The following is a 14389-nucleotide window of genomic DNA, read 5'->3' on the forward strand; positions in this document are numbered from 1 at the left end:
TCGTCGCAGCACAACGAGCTATTCGGGCCCGGTGGGGTGACCGGGCGCTGATTCGCTCGCTGTGTGCTGAGAGATCCCGCTAGAGCTTACTGGTTGCGTTCTCCCAGGAGGAGGTCGACGGTCAGTTCCAGTCGTTCGGTCACGTCGGTGGCCGAGGCGCGCCGGGTCAGCCAGGCGACCAGATTCGACAGCCACACGTCGCTGATCACCCGCGCGATGGCCAGCTGGCGTTCGGTGGGCTCGCCGTCGTTCATCGCGCGGGCGAAGACGCGGTCCATCACCTTGCCGACCCGGTCCACCTCGGCGGCGGCCGAGGCGTCGGCGAACATGAACGCGCGGGTCATGGCCTCGGTGAGCAGCGGGTCGCGCTGCATCATCCGGGTGATCTGGGTGAGCAGCAGGTGCATGCGCTCCTGTGGGGACTGCCCGGCAAGCGGCTTGCGTTTGCCCTCGATCTGCTCGAACTCGCGCGACAGCGCCGAGACCAGCAGGTGCACCTTCGACGGGAAGTAGCGGTACAGCGTGCCGACCGCGACATCGGCGCGCTCGGCCACCGCGCGCATCTGCACCGCGTCGTAACCGCCCTTGGACGCGAGCGCCAAGGTCGCGTCCAGGATCCGCTTGCGCCGCTCGCGTTGCGCCGCCGAGCTCAGCTCGTCCTCGCTGAGCGTGGTGACCGTGGCGGCGGGCCGTCCCGCGCTCGGGTCGGCTGGCTGCGATCGGGACGGACTGGCCATCGATGAAAGTCCTTTCCGGAAACGTCGTTTCGTCGGCTGCGTGCGCGGTGTGGCCGCGGCGGTCTCTTGACTTCCGCCCGGCTAGGATATTAGAACATGTTCTAGGTGTGGGAGTCACGCCGGAAAGGCGGTATGGAGTGTGACCATCGCCACCACTGACGAGCATAAAGCCGTTCAGGAGTCGATGCGCGGATGGGCCGCTTCGGTCCGTCCGATTGCAACAATGCGGGCCGGCGCGGCCGACTTCTGGCGCGCCTACTGGCCCGCGCTGGCCGAGATCGGGATCTTCCGGGTCGCGGTGGCCGAGGACGCGGGAGGTGCGGGCGGGTCGGTCTCCGATCTGGCCGTGCTGGTGGAACAGGCGGCGCACGATCTCGTCGGCGGCCCGGTACTCGCGACGGCTCTGGCCAATCTGATCACCGCCGGACAGCTCGACGAGGACCTGCCGTGCGGTGTGGCGCTCGACTTCGTCGTCGGTTCGACGGTGAGCGTACCCGTCGCGAGCGACGGCGTGTTGCTCACGGGTACCTGGGATTCCGTCGTCGGCGCCGCCCCCGGCACCGCCGTGCTGCTGCCGATCGACCAACCGCAAGGACAGCGGTGGTGCCTGGTCGCGCCCGACGCCGATGGCCTGCGGGTGGAAGCGCTCGCGCCGCTGGATCCGAGCACGCCGCTGGCGCGGGTGCACTGCGCCGACCTGCGCGTGCCCGCCGAACGCGTATTCGTCGCGCCGCACGCGGCAGGGGACCTGCTCGTCGCGCTGGTCACCGCCGAACTGTCCGGCCTCGCGGGCTGGTGCCTCGAGACCGCGGTCGAGTACGCGAAGGTGCGCGAGCAGTTCGGCCGCAAGATCGGTTCGTTCCAAGCGGTCAAGCACATCTGCGCCTGGATGCTGTGCCGCACCGAACTCATCCGCGCCGCCGCGGCCGACGTCGCGGCGGCCGTGGACGACGGCGGAGCCGAACTGCCGATCGCGGCCGCCATCGCGGCCGCCATCGCCCTGGACGCCGCGGTGGAGACCGCGAAGGACTGTATTCAGGTGCTCGGTGGCATCGGCTTCACCTGGGAGCACGACGCGCACCTGTATCTGCGGCGGGCCACGGCCTTGCGCCAACTGCTCGGCGGTTCGGCGCACTGGCGGGCGCGGGTCACCGAACTGACCCGAAGGGGCCTGCGGCGCACCACCGGGGCCGATCGGGTCTTCGCCGAGGAAGGCGTGGCCGCTGTGGACGGCGACAGCGCGCACGAACTCGCCGCCGAGGTCGCGCGGATCGCGGCGCTGCCAGCCGACCGGCAGCGTGCCGCGCTGGTGGACGCGGGCCTGGTCATGCCGCACTGGCCGCGGCCATACGGACGCGCCGCGGACCCGATGACCGGCCTGGTGATCTCCGAGGAACTGCGCCGTGCCGGACTCACCGCGCCGGACCTGGCCATCGGCGGCTGGGCGATCCCCACGCTGTTGCAGCACGGGACGCCGGAACAGATCGAGCGCTTCGCCTGGCCCACCTTGCGCGGCGAAGTGGTCTGGTGCCAGCTGTTCAGCGAACCAGAGGCGGGTTCCGACCTGGCGGCGTTGCGCACCACCGCGAAAAAGACCGACGGCGGCTGGGTGCTGCGCGGGCAAAAGGTGTGGACATCGCTGGGCGACAAGGCGAACTGGGCGATCTGCCTGGCGCGCACGGACCCTGACGCGCCCAAACACCGCGGCATCACGTACTTCTTGGTCGATATGCACAGCGCCGGGCTCGAGGTGCGCCCGCTGGTGCAGATCACCGGAGAGGCGCGTTTCAGCGAGGTCTTCCTCGACGATGTGTTCGTGCCGGACGACTGCGTGGTCGGCGCGCTGAACAACGGATGGAAGATCGCCCGCTCCACGCTGTCGACGGAGCGAGTCGCCATGGGCGGCAACGGCATCGGTCCGGTACTCGAAGAGCTGATCGCGAAATCGCCCGCCACCGGCCCCGGCGCGGAGCTGGTGAACGACCGGCTCGGTGGATTCGTGGCCGAGGCGATCGCGGGCCTGCTGCTCGAGCAACGCGCCGCGGTGAAGATGCTCGCGGGCGGTGACCCCGGCGCGCAGAGCAGCGTGCGCAAGCTGGTCGGCGTGCGCCACCGCCAAGCGGTCGCGGAATTCGCCGCGGAGGCGGCGGGCCCGCTCGGCGCGCAGGACTCCGAGGTGACCAAGGAGTTCCTGCTCACGCGTTGCCTGTCGATCGCGGGCGGGACCGAGCAGATCCTGCTCACCGTGGCCGCGGAGCGGATTCTGGGGCTGCCTCGTGACGCGGACAGCTAGCCCTACAGTCAATCGGGAGACAAGCGTGGACTTCACCAGGGACGAGGGCCAGGACGCGGTGGCCGAGGTCGTCGTGAGCTTGCTGGAGCGCGAACCGGCGCGCGACATGCGATTGTGGCCGAAGCTGGCCGACTCCGGCCTGCTCGTCGTCGCGTTGCCGGAACGGTTCGGCGGCGATGGGATGGGGCTGCTCGAGGTGTCGGCGCTGCTCACCGAACTGGCCACCGACGCGGTGGCGGTGCCGGCGCTGTCGACGCTGGGGTTGGGCGTGCTGCCGCTGGTGGCCTGCGCGCCGGAGCGCGTGCAGTCGCTCGTGCTGCCGGGGGTCGCCGAGGGCGCGGTGCTCACCGCGGCGCTGAGCGAACCGGGGGCGCCGTTCGTCCGCGAGCCGGAGACCACCGCCGTCGTCAGCGGCGACACGGTGCGCATCACCGGGCACAAGGTGGCGGTGCCGTACGCGGAGGAGGCGAGCTGGCTGCTCGTGCCGACCGACGCCGGTATCGCCGTGGTGGACGCGCAGGCCGTCGGCCTGACCCGCACGCCGACGCCGGTCTCCGGCGGCATTCCCGAGTACACGGTCCGGCTGGACCAGGTGCAGATTCCGGCCGACCAGCTGTGGCCGGTCGGTCTCGCCGATCTGCACCGGCTGGCGCTCGCCTCGATCGGATCGGTGGCCGACGGATTGCTCAAAGGCGCGATCACGCTCACCGCCGAGCATCTGCGCACCCGGCATCAGTTCGGCAGGCCGCTGGCCGAGTTCCAGGCGGTGGCCCAGCAGATCGCGGACCTGTACGTCGTCTCGCGGACCCTGCACGTGGCCGCGGTCTCGGCGAACTGGGCGCTGGCGCAGCCCGACGCGAGCCGGGAGCATCGCGAGCGCACCGACGACGACCTGGAGATCCTCGCCTACACCGTCGCCGCGGAACTGCCCGCGGCCATGCAGAAGTGCCATCACCTGCACGGCGGCCTCGGTGTGGACGTGACCCACCCGATGCATCGCTACTACTCACAAGCCAAGGACATCGCTCGCTGGCTCGGCGGCGCGTCGTTCCGGCTCGACCGATTGGGGGCGAGATGTTCATCGACCTGACCACCGAGCAACGCGGGCTGCGCGACGAATTGCGTGCCTACTTCGCCGATCTCGTGACTCCCGAGGAGGAGGCCGAGATGGCGGTGAACCGGCACGGTGACGCCTATCGCGCCGTGGTGCGCCGGATGGGCCGCGACGGCTGGCTCGGCGTCGGCTGGCCCAAGGAATACGGCGGCCAAGGCTTCGGGCCGGTCGAGCAGCAGATCTTCTTCAACGAGGCGGTCCGGGCCGACGTCCCGCTCCCGCTGGTGACGCTGCTGACCGTCGGACCGACTTTGCAGCAGTTCGGCACCGAGGAACAGAAGCGGCGGTTCTTGCCCGGAATCCTCTCCGGCGACGTCCATTTCGCGATCGGCTACTCCGAGCCGGACGCGGGCACCGACCTCGCCTCGCTGCGCACCTCGGCGGTGCGTGACGAGTCCGGGGACTGGATCGTCAACGGGCAGAAGATCTTCACCACGGGCGCGCACGAGGCCGACTTCGTCTGGCTGGCCTGCCGCACCGGCTCGACCGAGTCGCGCCACCGCGGCATCACGATCCTGATCGTGGACACCACCGACCCCGGCTACTCGTGGACGCCGATCATCACCTGCGACGGCGCTCACCACACCAACGCGACCTATTTCGACAACGTGCGCGTCCCGGCGAACATGCTGGTCGGCGAGGAGAACCGGGGCTGGAAGCTGATCACGACGCAGCTCAACCACGAGCGGGTGAGCCTGGGGCCGTCCGGCAAGATCGAGCAGCTCTACGACCGGGTGCGCGACTGGGCGCAACCGCGCGGCGTGCTCGCCGAACTCGACGTGCGCAGGGCGCTGGGCCGCATCCACGCCATGGTCCGGTTGAACGAACTGTTGAACTGGCAGGTCGCCGCGACTGTGGACGGCGACCAGGCGCAAGTGATCGCCGACGCGTCCGCGACCAAGGTCTACTCCACCGAATCGCTCCAGGAGGCGGGCAGGCTCGCCGAGGAGATCGTCGGCCGCTACGGCGACCCGGCCGACCCGGCCACCGGCGAGCTGCTGACCTGGCTGGACCGCAGGACCAAGCAGAACCTCGTGGTCACCTTCGGCGGTGGCGTCAACGAGGTGATGCGCGAACTGGTCGCCTCGTCCGGTCTGCGGTTGCCGCGAGTACCCCGATAACGAGTGAAGGAGCCGCGCGTGCCGGAAACCACTACTCCGGAAGCGATCGTCGCCGCAGCCGAGGCCATCAAGGCGGCGGGTGCGAGCGCGCCCCGTTTCGGGCGCGATCCGGTGAACCAGCCGATGATCAACAACTGGGTCGAGGCGCTCGGCGACGCCAATCCGATCTATGTCGACGAGGAGGCGGCGCGCGCGGCGGGACATCCAGGAATCGTCGCGCCGCCCGCCATGGCCCAGGTGTGGACCATGTTCGGGCTCAACGGTTCTCGTCCCGCAGACGACCCGATGGGGTCGGCCACGGAACTGCTCGACGCCGCGGGTTACACCTCCGTGGTCGCCACGGATTGTCAGCAGACCTACCACCGCTACCTCGCGGTCGGCGAACAGGTCTCGGTCACCAGCACGCTGTCGGACATCCGCGGCCCGAAGCGCACCGCGCTGGGTGAGGGATGGTTCGTCACCTTCCAGACCACCTGGCGGGTCGGCGATGAAGTGGTCGCCGAGATGCTTTTCCGGCTGCTGAAATTCGCTCCCGGCACCGCCGCGCCGAAAGCCCCGGAGGGCGCGCGGGTCAAGCCGCTGGTCTCCTGGGACACCGAATTCTTCTGGGAAGGAACGAAAGCGGGCGAGCTGCGCATCCAGCGGCTGCCGGACGGCTCGCTGCGGCATCCGCCCATTCCGGCCATCTGGCAGGACAAGTCGAAACCGACCGATTACGTCGTCGCCTCCGGGCGCGGCACCGTGTTCAGTTACGTCGTGCACCACGCGCCGAAGGTGCCGGGGCGGCAGTTGCCGTTCGTGGTGGCGCTGGTCGAACTGGAGGAAGGCGTGCGCATGCTCGGTGAACTGCGCGGCATCGACCCGGCCGAGGTGCGGATCGGTCTGCCGGTCGAGGTGGGCTTCGAGAAGCTCGACGACGAGGCGGCACTGCCGGTCTGGCAGGTGGTCTCGTGAGCGCCGCCGTGCGCGTGGGCACGGTGCTGCCCGAGCTGGTGATCGGCGCCGACCCCACGTTCGTGATCAGCACCGCCCTGGCCACCAGGGACTTCCAGGACGTGCACCACGACAGGGACAAGGCCGTCGCCCGCGGCTCGAAGGACATCTTCGTCAACATCCTCACCGACACCGGCTTGGTGCAGCGTTTCGTCACCGACTGGGCGGGCCCGCGCGCCGTCGTCAAGTCGATCGCGCTGCGCCTCGGCGTGCCGCTGTACGCCGGGGACACGCTGACGCTGACCGGCACGGTGACCGCGCTGGAGGGCGACGACATACACATCGACGTGGTCGGCAAGGACAGCCTCGGCGACCACATCACGGCTACGGCCGTCATCGCGTTGCGGAGGGCCGATGTCTGAGCAGAAGATTTCCGGCCGTGCGGCCATCGTCGGCATCGGCGCCACGGATTTCTCCAAGGACTCCGGACGAAGCGAACTGCGCCTGGCCGCCGAGGCGGTCACCGCCGCACTGGCCGACGCGGGCCTGACGCCCGCCGACGTGGACGGCCTGACCACGTTCACCATGGACACCAACACCCAGGCCGCTGTGGCCAGGGCGGTCGGCATTCCGCAGCTGAAATTCTTCAGCCACATCGGCTACGGCGGCGGCGCGGCCTGCGCCACCATTCAGCAGGCCGCCATGGCGGTGGCCACCGGCGTCGCGGACGTCGTGGTGGCCTACCGCGCGTTCAACGAGCGGTCGGTGTCGCGGTTCGGGCAGTTCTCCACGGCGCTGGCCACCGCGCCCACCTCGTCGGGCATCGACGCGGGCTGGTCCTACCCGCAAGGGCTGGGCACCCCGGCCGCGCAGGTCGCGATGGTCGCCCGGCGCTATATGCACGTCTACGGGGCCACCAGCGAGGACTTCGGCCGCGTGGCCGTCGCCGACCGCAAGCATGCTGCGGTGAACCCCGCGGCCTTCTTCTACGGCAAGCCGATCACGCTGGCGGATCATCAGAATTCCCGCTGGATCGCCGAGCCGCTGCACCTGCTGGATTGCTGCCAGGAGTCCGACGGCGGCGTCGCGATCGTGGTCACCAGCGTCGAGCGGGCTCGCGACCTGCCGCAGCGGCCCGCCGTCATCGCCGCGGCCGCCCAGGGTTCCGGCGCCGACCAGTACGTGATGACCAGCTACTACCGCGACGCCATGACCGGCCTGCCGGAGATGGGCCTGGTCGGCGAGCAGCTGTGGGCGCAGAGCGGGTTGCGTCCGGAGGACATGCAGGCCGCCATCCTGTACGACCACTTCACCCCGTTCGTCCTCATGCAACTGGAGGAACTCGGGTTCTGCGGCCGGGGCGAGGCGAAGGAGTTCATCGCCGACGGCGCCATCGAGGTCGGCGGACGCCTGCCCCTCAACACGCACGGCGGCCAGCTCGGCGAGGCGTACATCCACGGGATGAACGGCATCGCCGAGGCGGTGCGCCAGATCCGCGGCGTCTCGGTCAACCCGGTCGCCGACCTGACCAACATCCTGGTCACCGCGGGCACCGGCGTGCCGACCTCCGGCCTCGTCCTCAGTGCGGACTGATCAGGTCGGCCGCGCCTGCCTGCTTCAGCACTCCGGCACCCGTCATGGTGGGTCCGGAGTGCTGACGGGTGTGCGAACCGCCGCCGGTGCGGGGGGTGGCGCGTAGCTTGGGGCAAGTGGTGGCCAGGCATTTGGTGGATGTGCATGTGTTGCTGCTGCGCGGCGCGGAATTATTGCTGAGCAGGCGGCGCAGCGCGGACGAGTTCGACGGGCTGTGGCACCTGCCCGCCGGAAAGCTCGAAGTGGGGGAGTCGGTGCTCGCCGCGGTGGTCCGCGAAGCGCACGAAGAGGTCGGCGTGGTGATCGATCCGGCGGATCTGCGGCACGTCCATTCCGCGCACGTCGTCGAGTCCGAACGGGAAGCCCGGGTCGGGTTGTTCTTCGAGACGCGCCGCTGGTCGGGCGAGCCGGTCAACCGCGAGCCGGACAAGTCCTACGAGCTGCGGTGGTTCTCGCTCGCGAACCTTCCGGAAACCCTCATTCCGTATCCGGCCGCCGGTATCCACGGCTACCTCACCGGCGTGACCTACAGCCAGCGGGGCTGGCCTAGCTGATCACACACGCAAGTGCGCGGCGAGAACGCGGGCGAGCTGCTGGACGCTCTCCGGCGTGTCCGGGCGCAGGGCGGTGCGATTGCCCGCGAAGCGGTCGAAGACGGCTCCCTCGATGACGGCGACGAAATCCGCGGCCCGGATATCCGGATCGGGCGCGCCCATGGCGCGGAACAGGTCGCGGGCGCGGTCGACGGAGAACAGGCTGCGCACCAGCCGGGGATGCAGGTCGGGATCGTCCAGCAGATCGATCAGCAGAGCGTGCCGTGCGATCAGGTGACCGCGCCGTTGCGCGAGTAGCCGGTCCAGCCAGGCCGCGATGGCTTCCGCGACCGGTTGCCGGTCGGCGGTCGGCGTCAACGCGGCAGCGGCGAAATCGTCGCGGGTGCGGGTGGTGATCCGCTCCACGATGGCCTCGATGAGGGCGCGTTTGGTGCGGAAGTAGTAGGAAGCCGAACCGGCGGGCAGGCCCAGTTCCGTGTCCAGCGCGCGGTGGGTGAGCGCGCGCAGGCCGCGTGCCGCGATCACTTCGATGGCCGTGTCGACGAGGAGCGCACGCCGGTCGCCTGTGGACATGATCACCCTTCCTGGCCGCCGCGCGGCCTCGTCCTCTACAAATGTAGAGGACTTTGGAGGTGCCGTGGAACTACGGTGGGATGCCGAGCAGGCGCGGGCGGCGGCGCGGTTGCGCGAGTTGGTCGATCGGCGCGGCAGGCCGAGCCGACGGAGCCGTGGCGTCTACCTCCACGGCAGGCCCGGGCGCGGCAAGACCATGCTCATGGACCGGTTCTTCGCCGAGGTGGCATCGGAACGCAAGCGGCGCTACCACTTTCACCAGTTCTTCGCGAGCCTGCACGCCGCGGCGCACGCGTCCGGCTCGATCGATGCCGCGGTGGACGCGCTGCTCGGCGACGCCCTGCTGGTCTGCTTCGACGAATTCCACGTCCACGACATCGGCGACGCGATGCTGTTCGCCCGGCTGCTCGACGCGCTGTTCGCCCGCCGCGTCGCGCTGGTGGTGACGTCGAACTATCCGCCCGCCGAGCTGCTGCCGAATCCGTTGTTCCACGACCGGTTCGTGCCGACGATCGAGCGAATTCTCGCGAACATGGACGTGGTCGCTGTCGACGGCGCGATCGACTATCGGACCCTCGGTTCCCGGGGCGCCGGTACCGGATTCGCGGCCGGGCGATACGTCGTGGCGCCCCGATGGCACATGACCGTGGAAGCGTTGTCGGCTTCGTCCTCCCGCAATAATGATGCGGCACAACAGGAAATCGAATCGATCGTCGAGATATCCCTCGGTGCCAGAAGTTTGCGGGCGATTGCGGCGGACGGAGGCGCACTCGTCATCGACTTCGCCGCATTGTGCGGGACCCCAACTTCCGCGGCGGATTATGTTGCGCTGGCCCAACGTTTTCCGCGCTGGGAAATCCGGGATGTACCACCGCTGCGCACAGTTCCGCCCGACTGGACGATGCGGTTCGTGAACGTCGTCGACGTGCTCTACGACGCCGATCGTGCACTCACCGTCATCGCGTCCGCAGCGCTCGGCGAGCTGGTGCGGGAGGTGCGGGAAGTGCCGGATATCTCACGTTTGACGAGTCGGCTTTGTGCATTGTCCCAATCCTCGGCCGAAATCGTCCGGTAGTCACCGTCGCGATGCCCGACCCGCCGCCTCCCCGCACAGTTGCGGTTTAGGAGGAAGGACTGCGAAGTATTCCATTCCATCCCGAGCGGACCGCCCGGCATGTAACTATGTGGCTGTTTTGTGGAGTACTCAGATTTGGTGGGTAACGCAGTGGCCAGGGCGCGAGCGCCGATATCGCGCGTGATCGTGCTGATCACGCTGCTGGCTTTTGCCGCCATCGCATTGCACGGATACATCCCAGGAATCACGGAGAGCGAGTCGCGCAGGCAAGTCCCGTCCGCGTTGTCGGTCGCTCTGATGCCCGTGTTGCTGACCGTATCGATCGTCATCCTGCTGGCGGGCGTCATCGCCAGCCAGCACCGGTTGCCGCTGGCCATGCCGGAGCCCGAACGCGCGGACGAGCGCAAGCAGTGGCGGTTGGGGCGCGTGGGCCTGGCAGTGCTCGGTGCGCTCGCGCTGCTCGGCGTGCTGTTCGCGGCCGTGACGGCGATCTACTTCATCGGCGCGGGCAGGCCGAGCGAACCCGCGCGCCCGGCGACCCCCGCCACCACCACGGGCGCCGCGCCGGAGCAGGGGACCCCGCCGCCCGCCGAACGCGAGCCCAGGTCGGCGGAGTTGACCGGAACGGCGCTGGTGCTGGCCGGAATCGCGGCCGCGGGCCTGGTGACGGTGGCGATGAGCGGTTTGGTCGTGGTCGCGATGTCGTCCCGGCGCAAGCCCGTCCCGGCGCAGGCGCCCGGGGTCGCGCCGACGCCCACCGTGGCCGACTCGCTGGCCCGCGCGGCCGAGCTGGGCTTGGCCGCGATGAACGCCCCGGGCCAGGACCCGCGCACCGCGATCATCGCCTGCTACGTCGCGATGGAGCGCGGCCTCGCCTCCGACCGCGCCGCCGCTCCGCTCGCCTCGGACACCCCGATGGAAGTGCTGGCCCGCGCGTTCGAACGCGGCGCGCTGCACGACGCGTCCGCCCGCGAACTGGTCGCCTTGTTCGAGGAGGCCAGGTTCAGCCCGCACGCCATGCTCGAATGGCAGCGCATGCGAGCCGAGCAACTGCTGCGCATCGTGCTCGCCGATCTGCAAGGGGAGGTGCCCGCGTGACCGGCCGGGTGAGAAAGGACATCGCGTGAATCGGATGGGGGTGGTGATCACCGGGGTGATCGTCATCGCGGTGATCGAGCTGGTCGCCGTCGAGCGCGCCCGCGGACTGCTGCCGATCGTCGCGGGCATCCCGGTCGCGGTGGCGCTGGGCTGGCTGATCTGGTCGCTGCTCGAGCGCGCCGAGGCCGGGGACGCCGACGAGTTCGACGACATGGAGAACGGCCCGGCCGAGATGTTGCAGCGCTGGCACGCCAGGGCGGAGATGCTCGCCGACCGGGCGGACGGCAGTCGTGCCGATTGGGACCGGCACCTGCGTCCTCTGCTGGCCAAGGAGTTCGAGCTGTCCAGCGGCCAGCGGGTGGCGAAGAACCGCAGAGCGGTCGAGGCGGCGGGTGTCCACCAGTTCGGGCCGGAACTGTGGCGCTGGGTGGACCCGGCCAATTCGGCCCTTCGTGATCAAGCCGGCAGGGCACCGGGACGTGCGGCGCTGGACGAGATCCTGAGCCGCCTGCAGAGAATGTGAAATGGGTTGAGGCAAGTGCGGGTACACACATGACCATGCCGATGGACATGACCATCCAGCGCAGCGAGGCCGTGCTCCGGGAGTTGTCCCGGGTCGTGGTCGGCAAGCAGGACGAGTTGCAGTTGATCATGATCGCGGTGCTGTCCGGTGGGCATGTGCTGATCGAGGACTTACCCGGTCTCGGCAAGACGCTCATCGCGAGATCGTTCGCGGCCGCGCTCGGGTTGCAGTTCACCCGGGTGCAGTTCACCCCGGACCTGCTGCCCGCGGATCTGCTCGGTTCGACGATCTACGACATGTCCTCGGGCCGGTTCACCTTCCGTCGCGGGCCGGTGTTCACCAACGTGCTGCTGGCCGACGAGGTGAACCGCACACCGCCGAAGACACAGGCCGCGCTGCTGGAGGCGATGGCCGAGGGACAGGTCAGCATCGACGGCGAGACGTTCCTGCTGCCGCAACCGTTCATCGTGCTGGCCACCGACAACCCGATCGAGTACGAGGGCACCTACCCGCTGCCGGAAGCGCAGCTCGACCGCTTCGCCATCCAGCTGCGGTTGGGCTACCTGTCCGAGCACGACGAGACGCAGATGATCCGCCGCAGACTGGAGCGCGGGGCGCAGGTGCCGCAGGTCAACCAGGTCGTCGACGCCAACGGTTTGCTGGAGATGCGGCAATCCGTCGAGTACGTGACCGTGCACCCCGACGTGGTGAGCTATGTCGTCGCGCTGGCGTCGGCGACCCGAGGGCACCCTCAGGTCGAGGTCGGCGCGAGCCCTCGCGCGGAACTGGACCTGGTGCAGATGTCCCGGGCGCGGGCTCTGCTGCTCGGCCGCGACTACGTGATTCCCGAAGACGTCAAGGCGCTGGCGATCCCGGCCATGGCGCACCGGATCACGCTGCGGCCGGAGATGTGGGTGCGCCGCATCCGCGGCGAGGACGTGATCACCGAACTGCTGCGCCGTCTGCCGGTACCGCGCGCCACCGTGACATGAGGCACCGCGACGCCAGTTCCGCGGTCGACGCCGAATTGCGGTGGCGACCCGCACCGCTGGTCTTCATGCTCGCGGGGTGCGCCGCCGCGGCCCTGGTGCTCGCGGTGGTCCTCGGCCGGTGGCAACTGCTCGTGTTCGCCGCGCCGCTGCTCGGCGTGCTGGCAACCGCGCCGTGGCAGCAGTCCTCGACCAGGATCCAGGTCGACGGCGGCGGCACGCTGCGCTGTTTCGAGACCGAGGAGGTGACGCTGACCGTCGCCGCCTTCGTGGAGAAAGGGCATGCGCTGCTGCGCTTGAAGCCGGAGCGTTCGGCCGGCTTGGAGATCCAGATCGAGGAGGCCGGCGATTCCGGAATCGCGCCCGCCGGGTTGCGGCTCGCGCTCTCGGCGGCCAGGTGGGGGCGCTACCCGATGTCGGTGCGGGTCTCGGCGCTGAGCCCCGCCGGGCTCGCCGTCGCCACCGCGGTGCTGCCCGCGGGGCAGCTGTTCGTGTACCCGATCACCGATCCGCAGCGAATGCGGTTGCCGCGCACCGAACTTCCCGAGCGGCTCGGCACCCACCTGACCCGCAGGCACGGTCCCGGCGTCGAGTACGCGGACATCCGCGCCTACGCCCCCGGCGACCAGTTGCGCATCGTGAACTGGCCGGTGAGCGCGCGGCGCGGGCGGCTGTACGTCACCGAGCGGCTGACCAATCGTTCGGCGGACGTCGTTGTGCTGGTGGACACCTCGCAGCAAGCGCCGGGACCGGCGACCGATTCGCTGGAGCTGTCGGTGCGCGGCGCGGCGCAGGTGGTGCAGTCGACCTTGCAGGCGGGCGACCGGACCGCGGTGGTCTGCTTGGGCCAGGCGCCGCGCTGGCTGCGGCCGGACATCGGGCGGCGCCAGTTCTACCGCATCGTGGACACCGTGCTCGACGTGGGCGACGAACACATCCCGACCACCGGCACCCTCGCGCCGCACTCCGCCGTTCCGCTCGGCGCGATCGTGGTGGCCTTCTCCACCCTGCTGGACACACAGTTCGCGCTCGCGCTGATCGATCTGCGCAAGCGCGGGCACGTGGTGGTCGTGGTGGACGTCCTGCGCGGCACGCCGTTCCGCGAGGACCTCGACCCGATCCTGGCCAAGATGTGGCAGCTCGAGCGCGCGGCGATGTACCGGGACATGGGCACCGTCGGCGTCGACATCGTCGCGTGGCCGGAAGACGCGCGCCTGGACCAGATCATGCGGGTGCTGCCGGAGCACCGCAGGACCGTACGGGTGCGCCGATGACCAGATTCCTCGCCGTTCTCTCCGGGGTGCTGCTGGTGGCGTCGGTGGCGCTGCTGGAGCCGTGGATCGGCATTCCCGCCCTGGTCTTCGTCGCGCTCGGCTGGTGGCTGCGGCCGCTGGCGGTCTGCGCGGTGCTGCTCGCGCTCGCCGTGCTCGCGGTCGCCGACGCGGGTGTGCTCGCTTCCGCGGCGACGGGTCTGGTGGCCACGACCTATCTGCTCAACGCCGCCACGGTGACCGCGCCGCACGGCGTGGTGCCGACCACGATCCCGTCCGTGACCGGTGCGGTCGGCTTCACGGCGGTCGCCGTCGTCGCCGCTCTCGTCCCGCTGCGCTTGGCTTGGGCGCCGCTGGCCGCGCCGGTGCTCGTGCTGCTTTTGTACGCGCTGGTGATCCAGGGCGCCGCGGCCCGGCGCGGGCGCGGCGATCGCGAACTTCCGGCGACGGGCGAAGCCTGACGCGGACGCGACAGCCCTCGGCGCCGAGACCGTGCCGGTATGAACCGCGAAAGC

At 69.9% G+C, this 14389-nt stretch carries 15 protein-coding genes; 13 read left to right on the forward strand and 2 right to left on the reverse strand.

From position 1 onward, the window contains the following. Window positions 1–86: 86 nt before the first annotated feature. Window positions 87–737: a cholesterol catabolism transcriptional regulator KstR gene (kstR, locus tag ABZ824_RS14025; protein ID WP_039794748.1), complete on the reverse strand. Its 651-nt coding sequence runs from the start codon at window positions 735–737 to the stop codon at window positions 87–89. 139 nt (window positions 738–876) lie between these two features. Here kstR and ABZ824_RS14030 point away from each other — a divergent pair, with 139 nt between their 5' ends. The 7 genes from ABZ824_RS14030 (at window position 877) to ABZ824_RS14060 (ending at window position 8345) form a co-directional block, all read left to right on the forward strand. Continuing rightward, complete coding sequence (locus tag ABZ824_RS14030; protein WP_356963575.1) at window positions 877–3030, forward strand: acyl-CoA dehydrogenase; 2154 nt, start codon at window positions 877–879, stop codon at window positions 3028–3030. 25 nt (window positions 3031–3055) lie between these two features. Then, on the forward strand, window positions 3056–4120 hold the full coding sequence (locus ABZ824_RS14035) for an acyl-CoA dehydrogenase family protein (protein ID WP_355076751.1): 1065 nt from the start codon (window positions 3056–3058) through the stop codon (window positions 4118–4120). Then, the gene (locus ABZ824_RS14040) at window positions 4105–5265 is read left to right on the forward strand and encodes an acyl-CoA dehydrogenase family protein (RefSeq protein WP_356963576.1); all 1161 of its coding nucleotides are present in this window, start codon (window positions 4105–4107) and stop codon (window positions 5263–5265) included. The genes ABZ824_RS14035 and ABZ824_RS14040 overlap by 16 nt, the downstream gene beginning before the upstream one ends. Before the next feature lie 18 nt (window positions 5266–5283). Continuing rightward, window positions 5284–6219: an OB-fold domain-containing protein gene (locus ABZ824_RS14045; RefSeq protein ID WP_356963577.1), complete on the forward strand. Its 936-nt coding sequence runs from the start codon at window positions 5284–5286 to the stop codon at window positions 6217–6219. Further along, window positions 6216–6620: a MaoC family dehydratase gene (locus ABZ824_RS14050; RefSeq protein ID WP_355076756.1), complete on the forward strand. Its 405-nt coding sequence runs from the start codon at window positions 6216–6218 to the stop codon at window positions 6618–6620. The genes ABZ824_RS14045 and ABZ824_RS14050 overlap by 4 nt, the downstream gene beginning before the upstream one ends. Further along, entirely contained in the window at window positions 6613–7791 is a 1179-nt protein-coding gene (locus ABZ824_RS14055; protein ID WP_355076758.1) for a lipid-transfer protein, read from the forward strand. The genes ABZ824_RS14050 and ABZ824_RS14055 overlap by 8 nt, the downstream gene beginning before the upstream one ends. Window positions 7792–7886: 95 nt before the next feature. Continuing rightward, window positions 7887–8345 (forward strand): NUDIX domain-containing protein, encoded by a 459-nt coding sequence (locus tag ABZ824_RS14060; protein WP_355076760.1) that lies wholly within the window; start codon window positions 7887–7889, stop codon window positions 8343–8345. On the opposite strand, the gene ABZ824_RS14065 is transcribed toward ABZ824_RS14060, so the two are convergent. Beyond that, complete coding sequence (locus tag ABZ824_RS14065; RefSeq protein WP_356963578.1) at window positions 8346–8918, reverse strand: TetR family transcriptional regulator; 573 nt, start codon at window positions 8916–8918, stop codon at window positions 8346–8348. A gap of 64 nt (window positions 8919–8982) precedes the next feature. On the opposite strand from ABZ824_RS14065, the gene zapE reads away from it, so the two are divergent. The 6 genes from zapE to ABZ824_RS14095 all read left to right on the forward strand — a co-directional run bounded on the left by zapE (window position 8983) and on the right by ABZ824_RS14095 (window position 14335). After that, window positions 8983–9993 (forward strand): cell division protein ZapE, encoded by a 1011-nt coding sequence (zapE, locus tag ABZ824_RS14070; RefSeq protein WP_356963579.1) that lies wholly within the window; start codon window positions 8983–8985, stop codon window positions 9991–9993. A gap of 138 nt (window positions 9994–10131) precedes the next feature. Next, window positions 10132–11091, forward strand: a complete 960-nt coding sequence (locus ABZ824_RS14075) for a DUF4129 domain-containing protein (protein ID WP_356963580.1) — start codon at window positions 10132–10134, stop codon at window positions 11089–11091. Window positions 11092–11125: 34 nt separating this feature from the next. Beyond that, entirely contained in the window at window positions 11126–11614 is a 489-nt protein-coding gene (locus ABZ824_RS14080) for a hypothetical protein (protein ID WP_356963885.1), read from the forward strand. A 29-nt stretch (window positions 11615–11643) separates the two neighbouring features. After that, window positions 11644–12606 (forward strand): MoxR family ATPase, encoded by a 963-nt coding sequence (locus tag ABZ824_RS14085; RefSeq protein ID WP_355076766.1) that lies wholly within the window; start codon window positions 11644–11646, stop codon window positions 12604–12606. Next, complete coding sequence (locus tag ABZ824_RS14090) at window positions 12603–13877, forward strand: DUF58 domain-containing protein (protein WP_355076768.1); 1275 nt, start codon at window positions 12603–12605, stop codon at window positions 13875–13877. The genes ABZ824_RS14085 and ABZ824_RS14090 overlap by 4 nt, the downstream gene beginning before the upstream one ends. Beyond that, on the forward strand, window positions 13874–14335 hold the full coding sequence (locus ABZ824_RS14095; RefSeq protein ID WP_356963581.1) for a hypothetical protein: 462 nt from the start codon (window positions 13874–13876) through the stop codon (window positions 14333–14335). Before ABZ824_RS14090 ends, ABZ824_RS14095 begins: the two co-directional genes overlap by 4 nt. Window positions 14336–14389: the final 54 nt, after the last annotated feature.

The organism is Nocardia sp. NPDC047038 (assembly GCF_040644075.1).
GTDB lineage: Bacteria > Actinomycetota > Actinomycetes > Mycobacteriales > Mycobacteriaceae > Nocardia > Nocardia sichangensis.